Raw genomic sequence first — 26237 nt, 5'->3', positions numbered from 1 at the left:
GCATAAAATTTTCTTTATAAATAATTATCTTCCCTGAGTGGAATCTTTCTCCGCCCTTTTTCCTGCTCTGTCCGCAAAATTACTTGAGCAATTTTGCTTGCTTTGTGTTCGGGCAATCACTACTCCTGCTGCTGTTTGTTCAGTTGTTGCTTTTACTTGCTCTAGCCTTGGGTCTCTTTCAGATATTTCGGCAGGTAATAGGCCAAGATCTAGAGGTTCTAATACTGCTTGTTGCCTTGCCAATCTAGCTTCTATTCGATTATTAAGCTCAGTTAACTCACTTTCTGTAAGTTCATGTAATGGTTTTTCAGCTAATGCAGCTGCTCCATTTCCTGCATCACAACAATATATATATGTTCCATCGTAATTTTTAGTTATATGATCAGGTAAGCTTGATAAAGACTCTAGTTTTCGTATAAGATCAGATATTATTATAGGGGGAGTTCGATCAAGAGAAGCATATCTTATATCTCTGCTAGCAGCTTGAGCACAAGTTTCTGTTGATCTAGATTCTGTTTGCTTTTTGCTGTAGTTAAAAGAGCTCTTAACTGTGCTTCTTCGACATTTTCAGCTATTACTGGAAAATCTTCCTGTGCTAAAAAAATTATTAAGTGTTGTTCTATTTTCTTCTGTCAATCTCATAATACCCTAAAATAATAATTGTGCTGATTATTGTACATAACTCTAAGCACTATACAAATATTATATGGCTACAAAGCGTATTTTGTGAATAAAATATCTATTCTCCGTTAGTTTTGTAAGATAAAATAAGGTTGCTAGCTATTCACTATTTGAGTAATCTAAAGTGTTTTTTGGTTAGTTTTCTAGGCTCCTAGACTTTCTAAATGATTTAATCGGGAGTTAAGCACAGAAATGTTTAAAAAGGTTTGTGGTTTAAATAAAGCTTTTTAGATAGTTAGAGTAATATAATAAAAAATCTTTAGCTGGAAAATAAAACCAGATAAGCTTTTACAATTATAATCAGCAATGTATTATGGTTATAGTTTTTAAAAGTTCTTTTTACTCAATCTTTATTTACAAATTTAGACTAAAAAACATCGCTTTTCCAAACATTAGTTTAATTATTTGTTATAGAGGTTATTTCATGCAAAAAAAATCAGGTGTTATCAAAAAATATTTTAATGATAAAAAATACGGTTTTATCGATACAGGTAAATTCGACGTATTTTTTCACATTAATGGTTCAAAATCAGTTAATGAAGATGCATTAGTTGCAGGCGCTAAAGTTGAATATCAAACTGAGAAAGATCAAAGAGGAAAAACCCAAGCTGTTGATTTAGAAATCATATAGTTTGTGCAACTATCTATCTTGAGCTTTTTTATCATAAAACTTCAAGTTTTGTAAAATGATAAAAAAAAAGATCTCAATATTCGTTGATGTCCAAAATATTTACTACACCAGTAGAGACATATTCAGAGCAAATTTTGATTATAATAAATTTTGGGCAACAACAACACAAGACAGGGAAGTGGTAAAAGCCTATGCTTATGCCACGGCCAAGTCGGACGAAAAACAAAAACAATTCCATAATATCTTAAGAGCAATAGGTTTTGAAGTTAAATTAAAGCCATATATCACGCGCAAAGATGGTTCAGCAAAGGGCGATTGGGACGTTGGTATAACAATAGACATATTAGAATATGCCAAAGACTCAGATATAATAATCCTAGCTTCTGGTGATGGAGATTTTGCTATGTTAATTAAGTATATTAAAGAAAAATATAAGCTTAAAACAGAAATTTATGGCGTAGAAAATTTAACTGCAAATGCGTTAATAAATGAAGCGGATAAGTTTGTACCTATTACTACAAAATTACTGATAAACAAAAAGTGAAGACAGCAAGTAAGCTGCCTTAAGAGTAAATTATTTTGCTAATGCCTGTTCGAAATCAGCTATAATATCAGCAATATTTTCAAGACCAACTGATACTCTAACTAACTCTGGTTTAACCCCAGCTTTTAACTGTTGTTCAGCATTAAGCTGTTGATGTGTGGTTGAAGCTGGATGAATAATTAAAGTTTTAGCGTCACCAACATTTGCTAAATGACTGCATAATTTAACTTTATTTATAAAAGCTTCTGCTCTCTCGTAACCACCTTCAATACCAAAAGTAAATACAGAAGGAAAATTTCCATTTAAATATTTATTCGCATTTTCATAATAAGGGTGATCTTTAAAGCCGTTATAATTAACCCAGTTAATTTGTTTGTGATCTTTTAAATGTTTCGCCAAAATACGAGCATTTTTAAGATGCTCTTTCATTCTAAGTGGTAATGTTTCAAAGCCTTGAATAATATTAAAAGCATTAGTTGGGCTTAAAGACATCCCAATATTTCTTAAGCCTTGTACTCGTGCTTTGATTGCAAAAGCAACATTGCCAAGATCTGGAAAATCACCAAAAACATCCCAGTATTTTAAACCATGGTAACTATCATCTGCTTCTGTAAATTCTGCAAATTTACCAGCTCCCCAATCAAAATTACCTCCATCAATTAAAGCACCACCAACAGAAGTTCCATGTCCGCCAATCCACTTTGTTAAGGAGTGCACGACAATATTAACGCCATGTTCAATTGGTTTAAAAATTGCTGGTGCAAAAGTGTTGTCAATCATTACAGGAATACCCAATTCTTTGGCAGTTTTGGTTATAGCTTCAATATCTAAAACATCATTTTTAGGGTTACCAACTGTTTCTAAGTAAATTAATTTAGTTTTTGCGGTGATTTTTGCGCGAATTTTTTCACCATCCATATCCTCAATAAAATCAACTTTTATACCAGTTTTGGGTAGGGTATGACGAAATAGAGTGTCAGTTCCCCCGTATAAAGAAGCTGAAGAAACAATATGATCACCAACACCACAAATTGTATGTATCGCTAAAAATATGGCAGACATTCCACTTGCCGTGCATAAAGCGGCAGAGCCTCCTTCTAGTTCTGCTAAACGACGCTCTAGAACGTCGGTGGTTGGGTTCATTATTCTAGTATAAATATTGCCAAATTCTTTTAGTGCAAATAAGTTTGCTGCATGTTCTGAATTTTTAAAATTATAACTTGTAGTTTGATAAATTGGTACAGCTCTAGAACCAGTAGTAGGATCTGGTTGTTGACCACTATGTAAAGCGATGGTTTCAATATTTTTTGACATGGATTTTATTTAATTTTGTACAAGACTAACAACACTCATTTTATAGGCCAGCAAATATATTAGGTTATATCGATTTAATGTTTATGACAAATTATTAAGTAATGTATTATAACGCTTGGTTGTGCGAAAGTCTATGATTTAGGTTGGTATATATATATATGTTGCATATAATTTTAAAATATTTATTTTAATATCTTATTATTAATTAAAGTAACAATATGGACTATAGTAAATTCAAAGATTTAATCAATTTAAAGCAAAAAAACATTATTTTTATAGGCGTAATTGCTGTTATTTTAATTGCTTCAGTTATATTTGTGCTTAATTCTAACACTGGTTCAAAAGATTCAGTGCAAATTGTTTCGAAGTTTAATGGTGGAGAGGTTAGCTTAGAGGAGGCCCAATTAGAGTTGAATAAATTGGCTTTAAATAATCAAGATTTACAGGGTGTAGATTTTTTAGCTTTAAATATAGATGAGCAAGAGCTAATTATAAAAGAAATAATTATTAAAAAAATTGCATATCGTGAAGCATTAAAAAGAAAATTAAACAAGTCTGATTCTTTTGAGAGTGCTTTACAAAATTTTAAAACTGAGATCTTAGCCCAAAATTTATATAATGACATTAAAGAAAAAGCGTTAAACGCAGATAAGCTTCAGGCTGAATATGTTAAATTAACTCAGGAATTGAAAGATAAAAAGGAAATAAAAATCAGTTTTATAGCAGTAGAGACTGAGCAAAAAGCTCAGAATATTCGCAAAATAATTTCTAGATATCCCAATTCATTTGCAAAGCAAGCTAAAAAGCATTCTATTGACAAAAACTCAGCTAAAAATGGCGGTGACATGGGTTATGTGTATAAAAGTAGTTTAAGCGCAGAAATTTTAGCTGCCGCAGAGAAGGTAAAACGAGGATCTATCACTAAGCCCATATTAGTAGGTGAGAAGTGGTTAATTGTTAAGCTAGAGGATGAGCGTGATGCAACTATTCCAGAATATGACTCTATTAAAACAGTGATAGAGCAATCTGTAGCTCAAAAAGCAGTGCAAGAGTTTATTTTAACAAATATGGAAAATGCAAATATTAGTATAAGTATTAATTAATATTAAGAATAATTATACTATATTTAAAGTTAAAACGCATTTTATGGTTGTAAAGTCTCTTTTTTCATAATAAAGTCGTTTTTATAATAATATTTATTATAAAGTGCAAAAGGAGGAATTAATTTTAGCTGTCGATCAGGCGGCAAGGGAAGCTAGTAATCAACAATTATATATTTATTTGAGTCAGTTAAAAAAAATTGATGAATCTTATGATATTAATTCACTACATGCCGGTTTGTCGTTGCTAAATATTGCAGCTGCAACTGATAATTGCGAATTAATTAATTGGTTGTTAGCAAATGGAGCAAATATTAACCAGCGTATGGAAAGTTATTTTCATGGAAATATGACTTCACTCTTGATGGCATTAGCTGACCATAAATTTTCGGCAGCTTTACTTTTAATAGAGCAAGGTGCAGATATTCACTTAGTTACTAAAAAAGCTTCCGCTTTGAACCTAGCGATTAAAGCATCTAATGCAGAAATAGTAGCAAGTCTGTTAAGCAAGGATGTTAATTTAGCTTATATTGACCATAAAAGATTTTCAGCATTTCATGTAGCAGCAGATGAAGGTAATATAGAGATTATTCAATTGTTATTATTAGCTAATAAAGACTTAAAATTGCTTAAGGAACGAGATCATTTTGGCCGGAATATTATTGATATTGCAGTTAGTAATGGTTTAACTTCTTTGGTACATCAACTTCCAGATCATCAAGACAAATTAGATATTGTAAAAATTTTTTTAAAAAATGGTGCTAACTTAGCTGATGCGCAAAAACAAACATTATTTGAGTTTGCGGCAATGACAGGTGATAAATTCTTAGCAACATATGCTGTGTGCAGTTCGCCCGCTATATTAGATGCCGCATCTAATATGAATAAAATAGAAATTAGGCTGTGTAAAGCCGAATTATTAGCTTATAAGGATGAATTTATTGTGCCATTTTATGAGCGGATGCTGCAAATAGAAGATAGTAATCCAGAATTAAAGGGCTTTTATGGTGATTTAGTAACAAAATTATTCTTACAAGACTTGCCAAAAGTAACTAATATTACTGAATGTAAAGATTATGCTTTAGCTATATTAGATCAGGTGGAAGAATTATTAGCTTATCAATATAAACCTAGTTTTTTAGCTGGTGTAAGTAAAGATTTTAAGCAAATGTTTAGCCAGAAATTGAGCGCAGAAGCATATAATGATAATGAAGTAGATAGCGCTAGCCAAAGAGCAAGAATAGAAGGTGGGGCTAAATTAGATATTTTACCTGGGGAATTAACCAAGCATATTGGCTCATTTATTGGGATGGAAGCTAGTGAAATAAGCAAAGATAAATTTGTCACTAAAATTACCAAAGAGCGTATTAAGAAAAAAGATGAAGAGAAGGGTTTAGCAAGGTAGTGAGTTAATTGGGCTGTTGTACATTATGCTATCTCGAGATGATTCCTCTCATATAAATAGAAATAATCATACTATAAAGTCTTTAATATCTTGGTACTATTTATAGCATATCTTTAAAAGAGTCCTTGGGAGAGCAATTTATTAGAGTTAATAAATAAGACAAATAGTTTGCTGATTTTGATATGGGCAGCGAAGAGTTTATTATTTTGAAATATGTAAAAATTTATAGGTTAAATCTAAGTAATAAATTAGGATTTAGTTTTTTAGATGCTTATTATTTCATATTTTTGTTATGGGCATGTTGCCAGGATCGTTAGGCTTAACATCTTTACTCAAAATGGATGGCACGCCAATTTTAGTTTTGCGATATATGATTTTTATTTTGTTATTTTATTTTCTCTTTTATAGCAAGATTACATCTCAAATTAGCTCAATTGCTAAGTAATGGTAAAATTAAATAATGCTATGCACCAACATGCAAAAGAGGTCACACTTACAAAGCTATTAATTATGGGCTTTTTTCTGCTTAGTGCTGTTGTTTTATGGCCTAGGGTATTACATTATTTCTGATGGATGTAGTATTAATTCAAAGATTAGAGATTTTGTTTATATATCTTTTTAAGATAATGATTAAGTGTACCAACAAAAATGCTTAATTATATAACTTAAAATCAATTTAACTCTAAAGGAAAAATAATCAGGACAATTACCTATCCAGGAAGAATATATAAGCATAATTTCATTCCATTAGTTTTGATTAAATATTTTACTTTAGAATTGCAGGACTAGCTCTTGCTAATGCAAAATTCTAAGGCGAAATTTAGTTTTATAGATGGCATTTGCTATTAAACAAATAGCAGGAATAAAATAAGCTGAATAATGAAATATTACCAAAAACAACGAAAGTTAAGCAAGGCAATCTTGATTATAAGACAATAAATATTAGCATAATTTTAGTCAGCTATTAATCTATCTTAATATTTGGCTAGTTACTCTTACAAAATTAGATTTTAGTAAAAATATTTAGCAGAATTTAAACAGATACTTAGCTGTAAGCTAATAATTTTTAGCGCATATTTTTATAAGCCCTTTGATTAGAGCCAATATAAATTTGTCTAGGTCTACCTATTTTAGAATCCTGATCTTCGATCATTTCTTTCCATTGTGACACCCAGCCCGTAGTTCGCGCAATGGCAAACATAACGGTAAACATTTGCACTGGTATGTTAAGTGCCTTATAAATGATACCAGAGTAGAAATCTACGTTAGGATAGAGTTTTCTATTTACAAAATATTCATCAGATAATGCTATTCTTTCTAATTCTTTGGCGATATCTAATAATGGATCATTTTTCACATCTAATTCGGCAAGAACTTCATCACAAGTTTTTTTCAATACTTTAGCTCTTGGGTCATAATTTTTGTAAACACGATGACCAAAACCCATTAATCTAAAAGGATCATTAGCATCTTTAGCTTTCTTGATATATTTATTGATGTTATCTTTAGTACCAATTTCTTCTAACATTTTAATTACGGCTTCATTTGCACCACCATGAGCTGGACCCCACAAAGAGGCAATGCCAGAGCCAATACAAGCGTAAGGGTTTGCCCCACTTGAACCGGCTAACCTTACTGTTGAAGTGGAAGCATTTTGTTCGTGATCTGCATGTAAAATAAATATTTTATCTAATGCGTTAGAAATAGTTTTGTTAATTTTATATTTTTCGCAGGGCACTGCAAACATCATACGAAGAAAATTTTCGGCTAAAGTAAGGTCATTTTGCGGGTAAATAAAAGGCTGACCAATAGAATATTTGTAAGCCATAGCTGCTAAAGTTGGAGTTTTAGCTATCATTTTAATACATGCTAAATCTCTATCTCCTTGGTCTAAAATGTCGGTGCTATTATGGTAGAAAGCTGATAATGAAGCAACAGCTCCAACTAAAATTGCCATAGGATGAGCTTTTCTTGGAAAGCCACGATATAGAAATTGTAATTGTTCATGTACTAGAGTGTGGTGCCTAAGCTTATATTCATAAGCAGTAAATTCTTTTTTAGTGGGCAATTCGCCATACATTAACAAATATGCAACTTCCTCATAAGTGCTTTTCTCGGCAAGTTCTTCAATAGGATAACCACGATAGCGTAAAATGCCTTTATCTCCATCTATGTAGGTGATTTTAGATTCGCATGAAGCAGTAGACATAAAGCCAGGATCATAAGTGAAATGACCGGTTTCTTTATATAAGTTTCTGACATCAATAGCTCTTGGCGCTTCGGTACCTTCTAAGAGCGAAAAGTCAAATTTCTTCTCTCCAACTTCAACAACTAAATCTTTCTTTTTGGCATCGGTCATTTGATTATTTTAAAATTTTATTTATTAATTAAAGCATAGCAAATATTAGTGCTAAAAGCAAAATTTATATGGAAATGTTACTTGAGTCGGTATTATCTCCTAATTTTGCATTTTGGTTAAACATTTTATTTAAAGCAGAAATATATGCATGTGCTGATGCTACTAAAGTATCAGTATGCGCTCCATGGCCGCTATAAGTTTTACTGAGCTCATCTTCTAATCTAACTGTAACATCTGCTTGTGCGTCTGTACCTTTAGTTACAGAATGAACTTGATATAAATCTAATCTTGTTTGATGTGGTGCTAATTTTTTTATCGCACGGAAAATAGCATCAACAGGTCCATTACCTTTAGTTTTAAGTTGTAATTCATTACCATCAAAGATAATTGTTAATCTGGCTTCACTGTCTTTGCTGCCGCAAGAAACTTCTAAATCAATAAATTTAACACGATCATTATTTGTGAATTCTATACCAATTAATGCAATGATATCTTCATCGTAAATATCTTTTTTGCGATCAGCTAAATCTTTAAATTTTTTGAAATATGTCTCTAATTCACTTTCACTAACATTAAAGCCTAAATCTTTTACCTTAGTTTTAAAGGCATGACTACCAGAATGCTTACCTAAAACTAAAGTTGAGCTATTAAAACCAACTGACTCTGGGGTCATAATTTCATAAGTGTTACGATTTTTTAACATGCCATCTTGATGGATACCTGATTCATGAGCAAAGGCATTACTACCAACTATTGCTTTGTTTTTTTGTACCATAAAGCCAGATGCATTAGACACTAAGCGTGAAATTCGGGCGAAATAATTAGGGTCAATATTAACATCATAAGCAAAGAAATTATCTCTAGTTTTAAGGGCCATCACAACTTCTTCCATAGCAGTATTTCCAGCTCTTTCACCAAGGCCATTAATAGTGCATTCAACTTGTCTTGCCCCAACTTGAATAGCTGATAACGAGTTGGCAGTTGCCAGGCCTAAATCATTTTGGCAATGTACTGAAATTATAGCCTTGTCAATATTAGGGACGTTATTTTTAATATTTTTAATTAAGTTAGCATATTCTTCAGGTATAGCATAACCAACTGTATCTGGCACATTAATAGTAGTTGCACCATGATTAATAGCAGTTTCAATGGCTTTATATAAAAAGTCATGCTCACTTCTAGTTGCATCCATGGCTGACCATTCAATATTATCACATAAATTTCGGGCAAGACCAACTGTGTCTTTAATTATGTCTAATACTTCTGCTTTGCTTTTACGCATTTGATATTTTAAATGTATATCACTAGTTGAGACAAAAGTATGAATTCTACCTTGTTTGGCTGGTTTTATTGCTTCACCCGCTCGTTCAATATCTTTTTTTATGGCCCTAGCTAGGGAGCAAATTACAGCATTTTCACTATTTTTGGCTATTTGATTTACGGCGTTAAAATCACCTTCTGAAGCAATTGCAAAGCCAGCTTCTATAATATCAACACCCATTTGATCAAGCAATTTAGCAATAGCAAGCTTTTCAGATAAATTCATAGTGGCGCCAGCTGATTGCTCACCATCTCTTAGGGTAGTGTCAAAAATGATAATTTTTTCTTTGCTCATTATTACTAATAAAAAATATTACCTAAATCATATAAACGAAAATAGTAAGAGCAAGAGATTAGTTAATAATGTCTTACAATGTTGAATAATTATCGTAATTGCGCAGCACTTAAAAAAATGTTACTATACCATTATAGAAATAAATTGAGAGAGTTTATTATGAGTCGTTATTTTAAAAAATTATGGCCTTTTGCTAGCATTGAAGCAAGCACAGAGTTGGATTCTAAAATAATAGGGTCAGATTTTGAGACATTTTAAAAAGAAAGGGGTGGTTTTCCAATTTATTATGAAGATAAAGAAGGTGTTTTGAGAACTATAAATGCAAAGCTAGAACTAGCAGCTGAAACTGACTTAAAGGCTGGATCAACAGATGGTCTAGTTTTTGATAGTGAAGCAGGCCAAAAACCTAAAAAAGAAAAAAAATTAATAAAATCTTTGCAGCAAGCATTAGATAAGCTATCACCAGAAGATAAGGGTAAAGATATTACACAAATTACAAAGAAACAATTACCAAGTTTTGCTTTGAAAGCATTAGAAGAATACCAAAAAATAAATGCATCTAAAGAAGTGAAAGTAGAAGCATTTTAACTAACTTAAAAGAAGGTTTAGAATGGAAATTAGAGCGTTTAAATGGTCCAAACGGTAGAACGGCTAATTTGCTTCAGGTGAATGATACTGGTCGTAATTTCACTAGAAGTGCTAGATTTGATAGTGAGGCAAAATTAACTGAGGTTGTAAAAGCTGCAATGAGTCAAGAATTAGAGCTTGCGAAGAGTGAGGGTTTGTCAGTTCCAACAGATTCTTTAACTAAACAAGAGGCACAGGCTTTTAATTTAAGGCTAAAAAATGCAGCTGTGCATTTGCATCTAGATATGTCATTATATAAAAGTGACGACATGAAAGTAGAGCACAAAAATTATGTTATGGATCTTAATACAATTTCAGCGATGGATTCTAAAAAATCGGGAGAAGATAAATTTTGGGATAATTTAAGCAAGGCTCATAAAGCTGTAACGCAACATCCTGTAATTAATAATAATGAAACACCGTCTGTAAAATTAGGAAAATTGCTTTTAACAGAAGCTTCACAATCGTCATTTGGTGGAGGAAACATGGCATGGATAACAGGTAACAAAACAAAAGGAAGCAAAAGACAAGATCAGTTAGAAGAGCGAATGAAATTGCTAAAAGAGCAAATAGATAGATATGGAGATGGTTGTGATTATAGTCCAGAATTTAAAGCTTTTGTAGAAAAACCACCACAAGATAAAAGAGCTAATGGTGAATTAAATTTTCAAAAAAAACCACAAATGAGTGGAGTTGAGCAAGCTTTCTTAGAATATTATAACGCTACAAAGTTTGCAGATAAAACACCAAGTAAATTTGACCAACTCTTGAAATGCCCAACAAATCTTCTTGCTGGAGAGATGGGGGATATTGCCTTTTCTGAGCTTACTAATATACATGACCATGTTTCATGTAAGAGTGGTCAAGATCGAACCTTAACTTTAACTGCATTAAGATGTGCCATTAATGAATGTGGTTGGCCACAAGATAAAGCAGATACAACAACTGAGCAACAACCAGTTGAGCTAAATTATGCTAATAAATTCACGGTAGCATTTATGACAACCGTAGCAGAGCAAGGTAAAGCTGTAGTTGAGCATGCAAGAGGAGAAGGTGGCAAGCTTAAATTTAATATAGGTGAGGGTATGAATGAACAACCTGTGCCAGCAGCAATTTATAAGCATGCAGAAAAAACAGAGGATGTAATGGAAAAGCTTAAAGCTAAAGCCGATGGTTTGTCGGTTTTAGAATTACCTGCAGGCAAGATGAATAATATGGTACAGGATGCAGCAGAAGTAGAATATCCAAGTAATATGGGAGTGGGGTCGTTCGACTCGCAAAACTCTACGATAAACCCTTTGCTTGATATTTTACAGCAAGATCCAAAATTAAGGCCAATATTAGATGCTGTAAAGGAGGAGAGCGTAACAAGCATAGGTATAGACTCTGGTCAATCAGCAGATATAGCAAGAGAAAAGCCAACAGGGCCTACAAGATAGCAAAAATAAGTTGCTTAAATTGCTGTGCGGTTTTTAAGGTGTAATCTTCTTGTCTTGAGGTGTAATGGTATATTATTAGCCCATCTGTTATGTTAATATATAATTCAACAACATTATCTGTAGAAAAATCTTTGTATAGTTAATTGTGGTTGTAATAAATAGAAAAATAGGCTATAATAAGATTATTGTTAACTAAATTATATAAAAATATGTCTAGAGATAATGAGGAAAAGGAAAAAAGTCAGGGTGGTGAAGGACTAGTCCCTGAAGTAGCAGAACAAAAAGGCCCTAAAGATTATCATGGAGTGGGAGAAAGTAAGGGCGGTGGAGGACCAGGCGCTGAAGTAGCAGAACAAAAAGGCTCACAAAGAAGAAAGGGGTTTTATGTTACAAAATTAGTTTTACCTAAATTATATCCTGAAGGATCTAAATGTAAAAGTGTGCAAGAAATAAAAGAAACAGACACACCTAGCTTAGGAGAAGGGCTGAGTTTGCAAGAAGGTGATAAATGGCTTGATAGTGAGTCGGGCCAAAAGCCTAAAAAGCACCAACATATAATAGAGAAGCTTGAAGCGTTTTTAAAAGAAATAGGCGAAGAAAAAACAGGCCTTGTATCAAAAGATTCATTTAGTGCTCTAGACCCTCTAGCAAAAAAATATCTAGAGAAAAGCTATGATTATTGCCAGAAAAAGCAGATTGACCTTAGTGCTTGTACAGTAGAACATTTTGTTAACCACATGAAAGAATCATTAACTTATCGTATTGAAAATATATCTGATGATAAGGGTCAAGGGGGGCATTTAGTTGCAAATTTACTTGCAGTAGATAATAAAGCGGAAAGAGACAGAGAGAGTGAGAAAGTTTCAAAACCAGCAAATTTTACTAGAAGTGCAAGATTTAACTCGCAAGCTAAAATGGAACTAGTTCTAAACACTGGCTTAAAACAAGAAGAGCAAAGCCTGCAAGAATTTATACAACGGGAAGATTTAGGTGAGGTGATAAATGCTGCTATAAAAGAAGCAAACTCAAAAACAGATTCTAAAGTTAAGGTTCATGGCCCTGATACTGAACGTGATGTTATAGAAGTAGATGCGATTAAACAGTTTTTAGAGCAGCAGGGTAGCCAAGCATCAGGAATAGTGGCAGCGTCTGGAGCAGAAGAGAAAAAAGCTGAAGCACCACCACCAGCCCGAGAATTAACCTTAAAGCAAGCTCAGTTGGTAAATTATATATTACAACAAAATGGTATTCATCTATCTTTAGATATAAGTAAATATTCTGGATCACCTACTCACACAATTAGCCATAATAAATTTGAATGCTCTACTCATTTAGTTAGTGCTATGGATTCTGACAAGCGCGGTGAGGTAGGATTTTGGGAGGATTTAGATGGATCTTATCAGCAAGATTTATCCTTAAAGAGTGGTTTAGTCGCACCAAATAAAGCGGGTTTGTTGCTTACAGAAAGCTCTCATTCTTCATGGGCAGCGGGAAGTATGAGTGTTATGCGAATCACCGCAAGTAGAGGAACAGATATAAAAAAATCTAAGAGAAATGATCAGCTTAATGCTAGAATGACTCTACTACAACAGCAAATAGATAGAACTGGCGGGCGCGGATTTAGTAAAAGTTTTGGAAGTTTTATAATAGACCCAAAAGCTAATATAGATGAACTATTAAAAGGCGATCAAATAAGTGGAGCTGAAAGAGTATTTTTAGATTATTATAAGGCGGTAACTAATACAATGCCTCACAAAGGGGAATATGATGTATTATATGATAATAATGCTTTTACTTTTGAGATGGGAGATATAGCATTTGCAGAGCTTGCAAATATGCATGAGCATGTTTCTTGTAAAAGTGGTCAAGATAGAACATTAACACAAGTTGCAACTAGACTTGCAATTGCCAAATGTGGTTGGTTAACTGATGCTCTGCAAAAAGATCAGGGCTTGATTGACGCGAAATCTGAATTAAGTAAAAGAGGAGCTATAGCAAGGAAACAGCTAAAGAAAGAGATAACAGCAAGAGAGAAAGAAATTAAAGCTGATTATAAAGTAAAATTTACGGCTGAGTTTTTTAAAGTAATAGCCAAGCAAGGAAAAGAAGTTGTAGAATATGCAAGAGGAGCAGGTGCACCATTAAAATTTGAGATAGGTAATCCAAGTGCTCATCCTATACCAACTGCATTTTACGGTCATGTAGAAAGTGATTTAGGAACAGCTAAAGCTGTAGAAGCACATTGGGAGAGAGAATTTCCAGAAACAGATCTACCAGTAGCAGGTTACGGTCATGTAGAAAGTGATTTAGGAACTGTAGAAGCACATTGGGAGAGAGAATTTCCAGAAACAGATCTACCAGTAGCAGGACCAAAAAAATTAACATTAACGACATTTAAAGAGAGATTACAAACAGTAAAAATGCCAGCAGGCAGATTTAAAGCTTATGTAATGAAAGAGCGCTTTGCTGAAATATTTCAAAACAAAGCTGTTTCACAATTAGGAGTTGATATAACTTCTATAGAGGCATTTTATACTAAAGGAAAATCTACAGGTAAGCAAGATTTGCTTGAGGCTTTTGAGTATTTAGTTGAGTTAAATAATCAATTAAAAACTAGTGGAGACTTATCTGCAGAAGGGTTAGAAGCAAGAAAAATTGCTTTAGAATATTTCAAGCAAAAAGTGGAAGCAGCTCCACTAGGTGGTAAATCGCTTGTCAAACAGTTTGGAAATAGTTCTGCAAATAAAGTAAGAGGTTTGTTTGGTCGAGCTAATGTAGAATTTAAACCAGAAACACAAAAATTAAAAGAGCTATATAAACTTGGCTATAGTAATGTAAGTACAAAATTAATAGAGGAGGTCAATCAACCAGCAGCAACAGAAGAAGAAGCATTAGCAGCAGCAGAAACAGAATCAATAGTAAAAGGGCCAAAATATTTTAAAAAAGCTCAAGATGGTCAATTAGTAGAAAAATATTTAACACAAAAAATTGATTTTAATAAAGTTTTGAAGGCTATTTTAGATGAAAACAATCTTGATTTAGCTGTGACTTTATGCAAAGCCAAGCCAGATCAAATGACACAATTGAGTAAAGAGGTTAAGCAACAATTTTTAGAAAGTCTATTTGAAGATTATCGTTTTGAAGATCTAAAATCTGTAATAAAAGCTGGAGTAGGTTTTGCAGAATGTGAAATAGAAACAATAAAAGTTTTTAGTAAGGAGGATAAAAAACAACTAAAATCAATAATGCCAACTTTAGAACGCAGAGGTGTAAAATTCAAGGAAATTGAAGAAGTCGAAACTAGTGAAAGTCCACTATTATTAGCAGCAGCAGCAGCAGCAGCAGAAGTAAAAGAAGAAACGGCAGCAGAAGCCGCAGAAGAAGCAGCAGCGGCAGCAGAAGCAGGAGAACAGGAAGTAGCAGTACCAGAACAAAGTTCAAGAGAGCGCACATTAAGTTTAGATGCGCCACCACCAGTACCAGAACAAAGTTCAAGAGAGCGCACATTAAGTTTAGATGCGCCACCACCAGCACCACAAGGCTCAGCAGCAGAAAACTCCTTTGCAGCTGCGGAAGAAAAGAGACGCGTAAGTAGACCAGGAAGTTTGACAGAAAGATAAGTAGAAACATTAATTGTATAAATTTAATTTTTACATTTTGTTTTTTTAGTTTGTTTGTGTTTAAAGCTGTTTCTTTATAAGAATCTTATACTAAAATTAGATTAGATTATTACGCTTTAATTAATTATAGAACATTTGTGAAGATCATAACTATCATATTTGTAATTATGTTTGTGTAATTACCAAATGACATTTATGAGGATTATTTTACTTAATTAGTTTTGTACAAATAATATTAATATTGTGATTGGTATCAAATTAAGATATAATTAGAAAATATGCTAAGGAAATTTATTTAAATTAGCATGTAATAGCTTAAATAATCTCAAAGCGAGTAGAGTAAACATGAAGAAGGCCGGTCTTATGCCAGATGATAAAAAGGTCATATCAATTATTCATTCAATATTGGTTTTAACATTTATCAGCCTAATTGCTATAGCTAAAATTAGATTAGTGAATAATCCCATAATATTTTTAATAATTACTCCATTATTATTTTGGGTTTCCGCATATATATGCCGCAAATTTGCACCTTATGCAGCAGGAAATATTATTATGAGTGTTAAAATAGCTTTAGAAGATTTGCAATATAAAGCAAATATTAGGTAATAGAGCGATCTTATAATATTTTACATGAGTAGTAAAAAAATATCTTTGTTCAGTAAAATATAGTTATTTTAAGTTATAATTATAGCGTGCAAATAAAGTTAAGCGTTTAGCGTGAGTGTCCTCCCTGTTCATTAGATGATTGTTGTACTTGTTCTACATGTGAAGATGGGGGTGGGGGCCTATCTAGACTTAAGGTGTGTTTTCCTTGGCGTTTGTTCTCTGATGCTCTATCTAATTCCTCTAATTCTCTATCTGATTCTCTATCTAATTCCTCTAATTCTCTATCTGATTCTCTATCTAATTCCTCTAATTCTCTATCTGATTCTCTATCTAATTCTCTATCTAATTCTCTATCTAATTCTCTATCTAATTCGCGTTTATATTCTTCTGCCAATGCATCTAATTCATCGTCTAACGCTTGTGTGCTATCGCTGTGTGAGCTGATGCTAGTATCAGCTAATGAAATTTCATCATCAGAATGAGGAGCTGCTTCCTCTAAACTTTTTTCAATTTCTTCCAATGTCAAGTAAGGTTTAGTTACTTGCATTTTTTTCTGCACTTCTATTAAGTCATCTTGAACTTTGCCCGCGTCTTTAAGTGCTCGATCAATATTTGCTTGCGCTAATGCTTCAGAGATAGATGCTACACTTTTTGCCTTTTTCATAGTTAGCTCAGAACCCACTTCTTGTAAAATTGTTGCAATAAATTGGGTGGCTTCATTATTGATATTAGTGCTCTGAACGCTCTCTAATACTACTTTAGTAGTAGAATTAGCAAAATCATTACTTCTTCTAAAAAAAGATCTACTACCATCAACAAAATTTCTAATCACTTCTTGTTGTTTGACAGATAAAGACTCTATATCAGCTTTTAAGGCAAGTAAATGCTTAGTATTAATTAATTTTCTAATAAATTCTTGTTCTTGCTCTGGTGAGATTTCTGCTGCTTGAGCATTGATTAATCTAGCAGCATCTTTTAAAGCCCTTCTTGACTCAAAGACAAAATTTTCAGGTAAATACTGTTCCTTGATTTTATTTAAGTTTTTCTCATACGCATTTTGATTGCGGCTGATCTTGTCATCTAAGCCTTGTCTTAGTTGCTTTGCGTTGTTGACTAAGTCAGCTTCATTTCTTTGGGGCATATTCATAATATAAGAGATTATATAACTATAGTACCACGTTTTAAGGTATTATGCAAAAAAAATAGCTCAAAAAGTCAAAATTAATATTATAAAAATAGAAAGCAGTGTTATATAGCTGGGTTTTTAATGATATTTTTGTGTTATTGGTATGATGTAACCATTAATCCTATTTTAGCAGATTAAGCTTTTGTAAATTTTTATAATATAATTTAGCGTTTATGTGATTTATCTAGTTCTGGATCTTTCGCAGTTTTATTTTGCCATTTTTGTATCTTGCTACTTTCTGGAAAATCTTTTTGTGAGCGTTCGAGAAGATCTTGTTTAATTATGTCAATAAAACTTAAACCATCCTGTTTTACATCATGTTCTGCTTTTGTAATTTTCTCGAATAATTCGGTTTCATTTAATTTTTCATCCCTTAGGGTAGATAAAGCTATTTGCATTGCCATATTCTCAAAAATCTCATCATCTGTATAATATTCTTCCTCAAATATTACTTCTTGTGTTTCTTCTAAATCTTTAGCTATTGGTGTTACCTTTTTTCTTAATGCTTTTCTTCTTATTATTGCTTGTAATTTAGTTGCAGCGTCTGCTAATTTTGTTGCATGCTGTTGTTTAATCTCTGCTTCTGCCTTTATAGTTAGTTGTTCTTCTGTTTTTTCTTCTAAAGGTGGCCGGTCTAAAGAGACGGAGCTATGAGTTTGGAGTTTAAGCAATGATGCTAGAGCGTATTTTTCCATTTCAGTTGAAGGTGTGTGTGCCATAATCTCACACAGCTTAGTAATAGCTGTTTTTAATTGCGGGTTTTGAGTATTTTTGGCTAATATTTTTAAATCTTCAGCGCTTTTTGAATTATTGAAATTATTGCCAGCAAAGAGGCTGAGAAATTTCCTGTTACCCAAGACAAAGCTGTCTATTGTTTCTTGTTGCATATAATTAAAAACGCTTGGCCCTGCTCTTAAAGTTAACAGGTTGGAAGTATTTGTTAGCTTTCTTGTAAAATTTTGTTCAGCAGCTGTATTTGGTCTGGTTAACAATTCGCTAATGGCTAATTTTAGCTCAGCTCTATTGTTAAATACATGCAATGTTAAATTAATATTTTTAATTTTGTAATCTTCTCCACGCATTTTATCTTTCTTTATAATTATTTTAACATATTTTCTAGAAAAATGCAAAAACTCTGTTAGATATAAGTATATTTATGGTTATAATTAATGAAGTTAATTTGTTTTGGTAAACAAAAATCTACTATATATCATCATGTAATCTTCGAGTATCAAAAGAGATTAGGTAAGAGTTTTACATTAATAGAATTAAATCATAAGAAGTCTACAAAAATTGAAACTATTAAAATGGAGGAGCAGTTACTCTCTAATTATCTTAAAAAAGAAAATATAAATATTTTTCTAGATGGTAGGGGAAAGGAATTTAACTCAATTGCTTTTGCACAAAAATTAAATGAATTGCACCTACAAAATAAACCCATAGTTTTCTTTATAGGTGGTGCCTTTGGTTTTAGTGCAAATTTTATTAGTAAAGCAGATTTAATCTTGTCACTTGGGCAAATGACTATGCCTCATATGCTTGCCAGATTAATGTTGTTAGAACAACTATATCGTTGTGAAATGATCGAAAAAAATCACCCTTATCACAAATAAATTAACTTACCAAATCTTCTAATTCGTCAATATAGCTGAGGGGTAAATCTAAACCTTGCTGCCAAAAATTCTGTTTGCTTGCATCCAAGTTAAATGGGCTTAGCAATTCTTTATGCGGAAGTGTACCACCCGCCGCCAAGGCGTCTAGATATTTTTGTTCAAAATTTTCAATCCCATTTTTATATGCTCCATATAATGAGTTAACTAGTAAATTACCAAATGAATAAGCATAGACATAAAATGGAGAATGAATAAAATGTGGTATGTAAGACCAAGAATATTTATATTCATCATGTAACTTGATCGCAGGCCCAAGACTTTCCTTTTGTACATTTAACCATATTTCATTTAGTTGATGCGTAGTTAATTCACCATTTTTTCTTTCTTTATGCACAGCAAATTCAAAAGAATAAAAAGCTATCTGTCTTACAATAGTATTGATTGAATCTTCAATTTTGCTAACTAAAAGGCTAATTTTTTCTTGTTTGGTTTTACAATTTCTAAGTAGTGATTCAAAAGTTAATTGCTCACCAAAAATAGAAGCAGTTTCAGCTAATGTTAAAGGTGTATCAGACATCAAGTAACCTTGTTTAGCTGCTAAATATTGATGTACACCATGGCCTAATTCATGCGCTAAAGTCATCACATCGCGCAGTTTTCCTTGGTAATTTAACATTATATAAGGATGTGTAGATGGTGTTGCTGGATGGGCAAAAGCTCCCGAATCCTTACCTTTTCTGGGCGGTACATCTATCCAATTATTTGTAAAAAATAATTGTGCTATTTCTGCCATTTTGGGTGAAAATTCATGATATGCATCTAAAACAATTTTCTGGGCCTTTTCATAAGATATTTCTCCTTCTTGATAATCAGGTAAAGGTGCATTTCTATCCCAATAATCTAGAGATTTTTGGCCAAATATTTTTGCTTTTAATTTATAGTAACGATGTGAAAAATTTTGATAATTTTCTTTAACTGTCTTAACTAAAGCTTCAACTACTTCATCTTCAATTAAGTTGCTTACATTTCTGGCTTTTACGGGATGATCATATAACCTTATATCATCTTCAATAGCTTTGTCCTTTGCAAGAGTATTGGTAATGTAAGAAAGCAACTTTATATTTTTTTCTAAAGTTTTACCAATTGCTTTAGCAGCTTTTTTTCTAGTATTTGCATCATTGTCAGATAGCAAAGTAAATATCTCCGCAGCGGAAAGGTTCTTAGTGCCATATTCAAACTCTAAACTAGCGATGGTTTCATCAAATAAACGACTCCAGGCAGAATTTGCAGTTTGGTTTTTTTCATGCAATATTTTTTCTATTTCTTGTTTTTTTTGATATTTTTTGCTTAATCTAATATCCCGAATAAAGGGCTTGAATGATAGTAAAGCATCACTTCCTTCATAAAATTTGTCTAATTCTTGATCGCTTAAAGAGCCAATCTCTAGGGGCAAAAAGAGCAAATCAGTTGAAATATTATTAATTTTTTCAGAAATATTTTGATAAAAGCCAGATTTTTCCTGATTTGTCATCTCGGTTACAAAATATAAATATGAAAAAGTAGCTAATTTACCAACCTCTTCATAAATATTTTCATATTGGTTGATGATATTTGCTAATTTAATACCGCCTAACTGACTAATTTTCTCGCTATATTCATGAGAAAATTGCTGCGCCTTTACGCTCAAATTCTTAAGGTCTAATTCTATTTGTGGGTCAGTTTTATCTTTATATAAGTCAGTTAGATTCCAAGCTGGTAACATTTTTATCCTTTTAAATTTTTATAAAATTTAATATAAATTAGAAAAATACAAGTTCCAGCTTTTATTTGCTTTTAAAGATCACATTGATTTAGCTTACATAAGTAGTGAAATTTATAGATTCTGGATATTTATCTTATTAGAGTAGAATTTAGCCCTTAATTAAGAATGAGTAGTTTACAATTTAGGTTTTTTCCATATTATTTAGATCTTAAACTTTAGATATTTTATAAGTATATTTATGACTAAGCCAAGCCAAAAACCAAATAATCCATGTTTTTCATCTGGACCATGTGCCAAAAGACCTGGTTGGAATCTTAATGTCCTAAGCGAATTTAATCCTGGTCGCTCTCATCGTGCTAAGGCACAAAAAGCTAAATTAAATGAAATTATTACTTTAACAAGAGAATTGCTTAAGGTGCCAGAAGATTATTTGATTGGTATTTTACCTGCTTCAGACACAGGAAGCGTTGAGCTTGCCATGTGGAATATGCTTGGTAACAGAGGAGTTGATGTGTTTTCTTGGGAGAGTTTTTCAGCTGATTGGGCAATAGATGCTGATAATGAATTAAAATTAGCAGATTTAAAAATTTATCATGCAGATTATGGCTTGTTGCCAGATTTAAATGAAGCTAAGCCAGACCGTGATATAGTATTTGCTTATAATGGAACCACAAGTGGTGTTAGAGTAGAAAATTGTGACTTTATAGCAGACAACAGATCAGCAATTACTATTTGTGATGCGACATCAGCAATTTTTGCTTATGATTTACCATGGTCTAAATTAGATGCTACAACATTTTCTTGGCAAAAAGTAATGGGTAGTGAAGCAGCACATGGTATGCTTATTTTGTCACCAAAAGCAATTGAAAGGTTAGAAAGTTTTAAGCCAGATCGCCCCTTACCCAAAATTTTTCGGATTACCAAAAAGGGTAAAATCAACGAATCTATCTTTTCTGGAGCTACAATTAACACACCATCAATGTTAGCTGCAGAAGATGCTTTAGATTCACTAAGATGGATTAAATCTATTGGTGGAAACAAAGCTATGATGCAAAGATCCGCTGATAATTTAACTGTGATAAAAAACTGGGTATTACAATCTAATTGGATTGATTTTTTGGCAGAAGATAAAAATACCATTTCTTCAACTTCAATTTGCTTAAAAATAACGGATGAGAATTATCTGAAATTAGCCTCAAATGAACAGCAAGATTTTGTTAAGGCGATAGTAAAAATGTTGGAAGTAGAGAATGTAGCTTATGATATTGCTTCATATAGAGACGCTCCAGCTGGTTTAAGAATTTGGGGTGGCGGTACTGTTGAAGCTAGCGATATTGAAATTTTAACTAAATGGCTAGATTTTGCTTTTTTAGAGACTAGTAAAAATTATTTATAAGAAATGTAATTAAATCAATGACTAAAATTATTGAAAAATCAGAATATTTAAGAAAACCTGACTGGATTAGAGTTAAAGCTCCTACTTCTAAAACATATAAAGAAACTAGAGATTTAATGCGTAATTTAAAGTTAAATACTGTGTGTGAAGAAGCGGCATGCCCAAATATTGGCGAATGTTGGAGCAAAAAACACGCAACTGTAATGATTATGGGTTCAGTATGTACCAGAGCATGCGCATTTTGTAATGTAGATACTGGAGTGCCGGATGCTTTAAATCCGCATGAGCCAGATAATGTGGCGCAAGCTGTATCAGAAATGGGTTTAAATCATGTAGTGGTTACTTCGGTTGATCGTGATGATTTACCAGATGGTGGCGCAGAGCATTTTGCTAAAGTTATTGCAAAGATTAGACTATATTCTCCACAAACTTCAATAGAAGTATTAACCCCTGATTTTCTAAGAAAGGATGATGCTTATCAAGCAGTAGTTAGAGCTAAGCCTGATGTTTTTAATCATAATATAGAAACTGTACCATCACTTTACGCCAGAATAAGGCCTGGCGCGCGTTATTTTAATTCTCTAACTTTGTTAAAAGATGTTAAAAAAGCAGATCCTACTATCTTCACTAAATCTGGTTTAATGGTAGGTCTTGGTGAGAAAAAAGAAGAGGTCTTACAATTGATGGATGATTTGCGCGCGGCTGAAGTGGATTTCATAACTATTGGTCAATATTTACAACCAACTACTAGGCATGCAAAAATTGATCGTTATGTACACCCAGATGAATTTAAATATTATCATAAAATGGCAGAGGCAAAAGGGTTCTTAATGGTTTCTGCCACACCACTAACTAGGTCTTCTTATCATGCTGGTGAAGATTTTCAGCAAATGCAGGCTAATAGAAAAAAACAACATAGCTAAACTTTCTAATTTAATTTATAAATTAGGTGAGAAGTTGCTTTTTTATTTATATATGTGTGTGCAAAAAAAGCTTTAATTAGAATTATAGGCTCTAATATTTGTGATCATTGTTATAAATTATCTAACTAGTAGTTAATTATTAAATTTTAGTTGTCCCGCAGGTATCATATTTAAAATAGCTCACATTAATCTCAATAATTGTAATAACTGACTAAGTCTAAATTTTCATTTAGTAAATTAGAATTGTATAAATTGGGCTTATTTATATGTCTTGAGATTTAGAAATTAATAACTCTTTTGATGCTATTTAAACTAGCCTTTAGCTGCCAATATTAGGTAGTGTAAAAGTTGTAAAACACTCATATTTATAATATGTATGGTTTATATTTTTCTAAAATGCATTATGAAAAATTAAACATATGAACGATGTTATTAAATATTGCTGGATTGATGTTTATTATGATATTAATAGCTAAAATCTTTTTTATGTCTTGATTCTAAAAATCCATAACAAACATCATACGACATGCTGCATAATCATTAGTTGCCATATAGCTAAGCCTGCCATCACTTGAAGTATAGGTAGATGCATAACCACTTAAGCTAGTACATTGTTGGCTGTTTCCTACATCTACACCGTGGTCTGCTAATATAATTCCACTATTTGGCACTCCATCATCTAATTTATTATCTATGCTATATGCATCTACAGCTTTTAAAGCGGAATCATAAACTAAACCAGATGTAGAGGTGTTTATAGCACCAAATGCTAAAATATTTTTAACCGCATTTTCATATATTGTTGAGCTAGCGTAAGCCCATTGATTACAATGCGCTCCCATACTAAAAAAATTAAACGCTACATTATCAGCATAATTAGCAGAGCCAACCGTAACCCCCGCAACTTCTGCTGTTAAATATTCTCCATCATAATTACCACCTATCAAATTTGCTAAGCTCAGATGCCAAAATGCCATAGGGCCTTCATCAATAGCTAATAATATATTATCTTCTGCCGCATAAGAGGCCGTAGCTGTAGTGCAATTACTTGATTTATTTACAACCCCAAAATAAGCTAAAGCGTCAGCGGCGCTCATGTCACCTGGTAATACATCATAAGTAAGGTAAAATGTATTATAAGCATTTTTATATGTGTTATAATCAGTAATTACCGATCTTAATTTTGCCTGGCCTATTAGCTTGCTCCCTGAGGATACTCCTGCTATCAGCAAACCTATTATGATTAACACTATGGATAACTCAACTAAAGAAAATCCTTTTATAGGCTTTTTAGAATTCATTTTGTTTTTACAATACATCATGCAATAGTTTATTAATTAAAGTTAATTACAAGTTTTTTGCTAATTTTCAATTGAATTATTTGGAACTTAAGATTAATTACAAGTCTCTAGGACAATACTTAATTGTTACTTAAACCTATATATTACCACAAGAATTTAACATTACTGCCTTGTTAAATATAATATGCTATTAATAGCTGTAATTGTCATATTATCTTAACTTGCGTACATATTGTGTTTTTAGATATCCAGATCTCTAAAATTGCCAAAGTATGAACTACTTTTATATAATTAGTAACAGATTTAAGTAAGGTTATATATTATGATAATTAATTCTAGCTCCAAATTTTACTCTAAAACTAATTTTCTTCTAAAAGATACACAAACATTTTATAATGGTTATTGATGTTAATTCTGTAGGAATAGATTATTTATCTTTTGAAAAATATTAGTTGATTTTATTTTTGGCTTAGCTTGCCAAATAGATTTATTGTTTTTTTGGTTAGTAATATTTTTTACCTGCACAATTTCTATTGCAACATTTGTGATAAAAATAAGATCATATTTTTTTAATTCTTTTAATTTTATTTTTTTTTCAAGCACAGTAAATTTATTGATAATTTTGCTGCGTATTACACCATTTAATATTGCTAACTCTTTAGCTGGTGTATAAATTTTGCCATTTTTAATAAGAAAAATATTTGCTGAGCTAGTTTCTAATATGTGGTTTTGCTCATCAGTTAAAACTCCATCAGCATAACCCATTTCTGTTGCGGCTAATTTTGCTAAAGTAGAGTTTAAACCTTGTAATAATTTGAAATTTACAGGTAAAGCTTTTAAAGAAGGTTTTTTATAACTAGAAATAATTAACTCTATGTTATCTAGTTTTGTTTTCACCAAATTGGTTGTTTCAATCAGCAAAGTTGGTTTAATGTTTTTTTTTGGTAAGTATCCAATACTACCAGCACCTCTAGTAACAATTAAGCGTAAAATACCATCTTTTTGTTGATTTTTTTTAATAAGTAACGAGATGTAGTTTTCAATTTTGGTTAAATCTAGTGTAATTTTAATAGCTTCTAAGCCGGATTGTAAGCGTAATAAATGTAGCTCTAAATCCTGAACAAGATAATCTTTAATTCGCATGGTTTCAAATACGCCATCACCAAACTTAAAGCCTCGATCATGAATAGAGATGTGTGCATTTTCTGCTTTAATAAATTTATGGTTTAAAAATACATATTTCATGTATATAAAATAATATATATTTTTAATAAATCAAAGAAGGAATTAACATGGCATTAAATTTACCTGAGCTACCTTATGCAATAAATGCATTAGAGCCACATATCACGCAAGAAACTTTAGAGTTTCATTATGGTAAGCACCATCAAACTTATGTGACTAATGGCAACAAACTAATATCTGGCACAGAATTTGCAGATAAGGCGATAGAAGATATTATAAGAGAAACTGCAAATAATCCTGCTCATGCTGGTATTTTTAATAATGCTGCACAAGTTTGGAATCATAGTTTTTATTGGCAATCAATGAAACCTAATGGTGGTGGAAAGCCAGAAGGAGCATTATTAAATAAAATAGAAGATGATTTTGGCTCATATGATAATTTTAAAGCAGAGTTTGCCGCAGCAGGCGCTACACAATTTGGTAGTGGTTGGGCTTGGTTAGTTTTAGAGGGAGCTAAATTAAAAGTTACTAAAACTGCTAATGCGGGCACTCCTATAGTTAAAGGGCAAATCCCTTTACTAACAATGGATGTGTGGGAACATGCTTATTACATAGATTATCGTAATGCTAGACCTAAATATATAGATACATTTTTAAATTCCTTGATCAATTGGGATTTTGCTAATGCAAATTTTAATAATAATTAGTTTAATTAAGCCACTAATTATATTAGTGGCTTTTAATTTATATTTTTAACTAGGCATAAATTTATAGGACAAGCACCTATAACAGTAGTTTGTAAAAGGAAAAATTTATGTAGCAAAGTTTAATCTAACCTTCCTTATATTTTATCGTCTATTAAGCCAATATATTTCTTTATTAAAGGTAATGGGTATCTTAAACTATAGTAAGTGATAAAGAGTAGAG

At 32.1% G+C, this 26237-nt stretch carries 21 protein-coding genes; 12 read left to right on the top strand and 9 right to left on the bottom strand.

Going from position 1 to position 26237, the window contains the following annotated elements; translation table 11 throughout:
• Positions 1-24: 24 nt before the first annotated feature.
• Positions 25-243 (bottom strand): hypothetical protein, encoded by a 219-nt coding sequence (locus tag HOH73_03785; GenBank protein MBT5827979.1) that lies wholly within the window; start codon positions 241-243, stop codon positions 25-27.
• Positions 244-1105: 862 nt separating this feature from the next.
• On the opposite strand from HOH73_03785, the gene HOH73_03780 reads away from it, so the two are divergent.
• Together HOH73_03780 and HOH73_03775 are read left to right on the top strand one after the other, a co-directional pair.
• Entirely contained in the window at positions 1106-1312 is a 207-nt protein-coding gene (locus tag HOH73_03780; GenBank protein ID MBT5827978.1) for a cold shock domain-containing protein, read from the top strand.
• Between the two features lie 55 nt (positions 1313-1367).
• Positions 1368-1856: an NYN domain-containing protein gene (locus HOH73_03775; GenBank protein MBT5827977.1), complete on the top strand. Its 489-nt coding sequence runs from the start codon at positions 1368-1370 to the stop codon at positions 1854-1856.
• A 30-nt stretch (positions 1857-1886) separates the two neighbouring features.
• On the opposite strand, the gene HOH73_03770 is transcribed toward HOH73_03775, so the two are convergent.
• Positions 1887-3170 carry an O-acetylhomoserine aminocarboxypropyltransferase/cysteine synthase gene (locus HOH73_03770; protein ID MBT5827976.1) on the bottom strand — a complete coding sequence of 428 codons (1284 nt, stop codon included), beginning with the start codon at positions 3168-3170 and terminating at the stop codon, positions 1887-1889.
• A 218-nt stretch (positions 3171-3388) separates the two neighbouring features.
• On the opposite strand from HOH73_03770, the gene HOH73_03765 reads away from it, so the two are divergent.
• Complete coding sequence (locus HOH73_03765; protein ID MBT5827975.1) at positions 3389-4273, top strand: hypothetical protein; 885 nt, start codon at positions 3389-3391, stop codon at positions 4271-4273.
• Positions 4274-4376: 103 nt separating this feature from the next.
• Positions 4377-5675 carry an ankyrin repeat domain-containing protein gene (locus HOH73_03760; protein ID MBT5827974.1) on the top strand — a complete coding sequence of 433 codons (1299 nt, stop codon included), beginning with the start codon at positions 4377-4379 and terminating at the stop codon, positions 5673-5675.
• Positions 5676-6741: 1066 nt separating this feature from the next.
• Here the strand turns inward: HOH73_03760 and HOH73_03755 are convergent.
• Positions 6742-8034, bottom strand: coding sequence for a citrate synthase (locus tag HOH73_03755; protein MBT5827973.1), 1293 nt, complete (start codon positions 8032-8034; stop codon positions 6742-6744).
• A gap of 64 nt (positions 8035-8098) precedes the next feature.
• Positions 8099-9649 (bottom strand): 2-isopropylmalate synthase, encoded by a 1551-nt coding sequence (locus HOH73_03750; GenBank protein ID MBT5827972.1) that lies wholly within the window; start codon positions 9647-9649, stop codon positions 8099-8101.
• A gap of 306 nt (positions 9650-9955) precedes the next feature.
• Here HOH73_03750 and HOH73_03745 point away from each other — a divergent pair, with 306 nt between their 5' ends.
• From HOH73_03745 to HOH73_03730, 4 genes are all read left to right on the top strand, one after another.
• Complete coding sequence (locus tag HOH73_03745) at positions 9956-10237, top strand: hypothetical protein (protein MBT5827971.1); 282 nt, start codon at positions 9956-9958, stop codon at positions 10235-10237.
• A gap of 77 nt (positions 10238-10314) precedes the next feature.
• A complete protein-coding gene (locus HOH73_03740; GenBank protein MBT5827970.1) occupies positions 10315-11715 on the top strand; it encodes a hypothetical protein in 1401 nt (466 codons plus the stop codon).
• Between the two features lie 209 nt (positions 11716-11924).
• Positions 11925-15335 (top strand): hypothetical protein, encoded by a 3411-nt coding sequence (locus HOH73_03735; protein MBT5827969.1) that lies wholly within the window; start codon positions 11925-11927, stop codon positions 15333-15335.
• 345 nt (positions 15336-15680) lie between these two features.
• Entirely contained in the window at positions 15681-15944 is a 264-nt protein-coding gene (locus tag HOH73_03730) for a hypothetical protein (GenBank protein MBT5827968.1), read from the top strand.
• Positions 15945-16050: 106 nt separating this feature from the next.
• Here the strand turns inward: HOH73_03730 and HOH73_03725 are convergent, their stop codons facing one another.
• Both HOH73_03725 and HOH73_03720 read right to left on the bottom strand, forming a co-directional pair.
• Positions 16051-17091, bottom strand: a complete 1041-nt coding sequence (locus HOH73_03725) for a hypothetical protein (GenBank protein ID MBT5827967.1) — start codon at positions 17089-17091, stop codon at positions 16051-16053.
• Between the two features lie 203 nt (positions 17092-17294).
• Complete coding sequence (locus HOH73_03720) at positions 17295-18212, bottom strand: hypothetical protein (GenBank protein ID MBT5827966.1); 918 nt, start codon at positions 18210-18212, stop codon at positions 17295-17297.
• Positions 18213-18299: 87 nt separating this feature from the next.
• Here HOH73_03720 and HOH73_03715 point away from each other — a divergent pair, with 87 nt between their 5' ends.
• On the top strand, positions 18300-18743 hold the full coding sequence (locus HOH73_03715) for a 23S rRNA (pseudouridine(1915)-N(3))-methyltransferase RlmH (protein MBT5827965.1): 444 nt from the start codon (positions 18300-18302) through the stop codon (positions 18741-18743).
• Between the two features lies 1 nt (position 18744).
• Here the strand turns inward: HOH73_03715 and HOH73_03710 are convergent, their stop codons facing one another.
• Positions 18745-20505 (bottom strand): M3 family oligoendopeptidase, encoded by a 1761-nt coding sequence (locus HOH73_03710; protein MBT5827964.1) that lies wholly within the window; start codon positions 20503-20505, stop codon positions 18745-18747.
• Positions 20506-20743: 238 nt separating this feature from the next.
• On the opposite strand from HOH73_03710, the gene HOH73_03705 reads away from it, so the two are divergent.
• Together HOH73_03705 and lipA are read left to right on the top strand one after the other, a co-directional pair.
• Positions 20744-21901, top strand: coding sequence for a phosphoserine transaminase (locus HOH73_03705; GenBank protein ID MBT5827963.1), 1158 nt, complete (start codon positions 20744-20746; stop codon positions 21899-21901).
• 17 nt (positions 21902-21918) lie between these two features.
• A complete protein-coding gene (gene lipA / locus HOH73_03700; GenBank protein MBT5827962.1) occupies positions 21919-22824 on the top strand; it encodes a lipoyl synthase in 906 nt (301 codons plus the stop codon).
• A gap of 497 nt (positions 22825-23321) precedes the next feature.
• Here lipA and HOH73_03695 read toward each other — a convergent pair whose 3' ends face one another.
• Positions 23322-24125, bottom strand: a complete 804-nt coding sequence (locus HOH73_03695; protein MBT5827961.1) for a prepilin-type N-terminal cleavage/methylation domain-containing protein — start codon at positions 24123-24125, stop codon at positions 23322-23324.
• A 408-nt stretch (positions 24126-24533) separates the two neighbouring features.
• The gene (locus HOH73_03690; GenBank protein ID MBT5827960.1) at positions 24534-25370 is read right to left on the bottom strand and encodes a hypothetical protein; all 837 of its coding nucleotides are present in this window, start codon (positions 25368-25370) and stop codon (positions 24534-24536) included.
• A gap of 47 nt (positions 25371-25417) precedes the next feature.
• Between HOH73_03690 and HOH73_03685 the strand changes: the two genes are divergently transcribed.
• Positions 25418-26017 carry a superoxide dismutase gene (locus HOH73_03685; protein ID MBT5827959.1) on the top strand — a complete coding sequence of 200 codons (600 nt, stop codon included), beginning with the start codon at positions 25418-25420 and terminating at the stop codon, positions 26015-26017.
• Positions 26018-26237 lie beyond the last annotated feature (220 nt).

It is taken from the genome of Alphaproteobacteria bacterium, from assembly GCA_018667735.1.
Lineage (GTDB): Bacteria > Pseudomonadota > Alphaproteobacteria > Rickettsiales > JABIRX01 > JABIRX01.
The sequence above is the reverse complement of the archived record's forward strand: the minus strand, read 5'-3'. Positions and strand labels throughout refer to the sequence as shown.

Coding starts and splice junctions, on each gene's coding strand:
- HOH73_03780 (MBT5827978.1), top strand. CDS start 1,106: ATGCAAAAAAAATCAGGTGTTATCAAAAAATATTTTAATGATAAAAAA.
- HOH73_03775 (MBT5827977.1), top strand. CDS start 1,368: ATGATAAAAAAAAAGATCTCAATATTCGTTGATGTCCAAAATATTTAC.
- HOH73_03770 (MBT5827976.1), bottom strand. CDS start 3,170: ATGTCAAAAAATATTGAAACCATCGCTTTACATAGTGGTCAACAACCA.
- HOH73_03765 (MBT5827975.1), top strand. CDS start 3,389: ATGGACTATAGTAAATTCAAAGATTTAATCAATTTAAAGCAAAAAAAC.
- HOH73_03755 (MBT5827973.1), bottom strand. CDS start 8,034: ATGACCGATGCCAAAAAGAAAGATTTAGTTGTTGAAGTTGGAGAGAAG.
- HOH73_03750 (MBT5827972.1), bottom strand. CDS start 9,649: ATGAGCAAAGAAAAAATTATCATTTTTGACACTACCCTAAGAGATGGT.
- HOH73_03735 (MBT5827969.1), top strand. CDS start 11,925: ATGTCTAGAGATAATGAGGAAAAGGAAAAAAGTCAGGGTGGTGAAGGA.
- HOH73_03730 (MBT5827968.1), top strand. CDS start 15,681: ATGAAGAAGGCCGGTCTTATGCCAGATGATAAAAAGGTCATATCAATT.
- HOH73_03725 (MBT5827967.1), bottom strand. CDS start 17,091: ATGAATATGCCCCAAAGAAATGAAGCTGACTTAGTCAACAACGCAAAG.
- HOH73_03720 (MBT5827966.1), bottom strand. CDS start 18,212: ATGCGTGGAGAAGATTACAAAATTAAAAATATTAATTTAACATTGCAT.
- HOH73_03715 (MBT5827965.1), top strand. CDS start 18,300: ATGAAGTTAATTTGTTTTGGTAAACAAAAATCTACTATATATCATCAT.
- HOH73_03710 (MBT5827964.1), bottom strand. CDS start 20,505: ATGTTACCAGCTTGGAATCTAACTGACTTATATAAAGATAAAACTGAC.
- HOH73_03705 (MBT5827963.1), top strand. CDS start 20,744: ATGACTAAGCCAAGCCAAAAACCAAATAATCCATGTTTTTCATCTGGA.
- lipA (MBT5827962.1), top strand. CDS start 21,919: ATGACTAAAATTATTGAAAAATCAGAATATTTAAGAAAACCTGACTGG.
- HOH73_03695 (MBT5827961.1), bottom strand. CDS start 24,125: ATGAATTCTAAAAAGCCTATAAAAGGATTTTCTTTAGTTGAGTTATCC.
- HOH73_03690 (MBT5827960.1), bottom strand. CDS start 25,370: ATGAAATATGTATTTTTAAACCATAAATTTATTAAAGCAGAAAATGCA.
- HOH73_03685 (MBT5827959.1), top strand. CDS start 25,418: ATGGCATTAAATTTACCTGAGCTACCTTATGCAATAAATGCATTAGAG.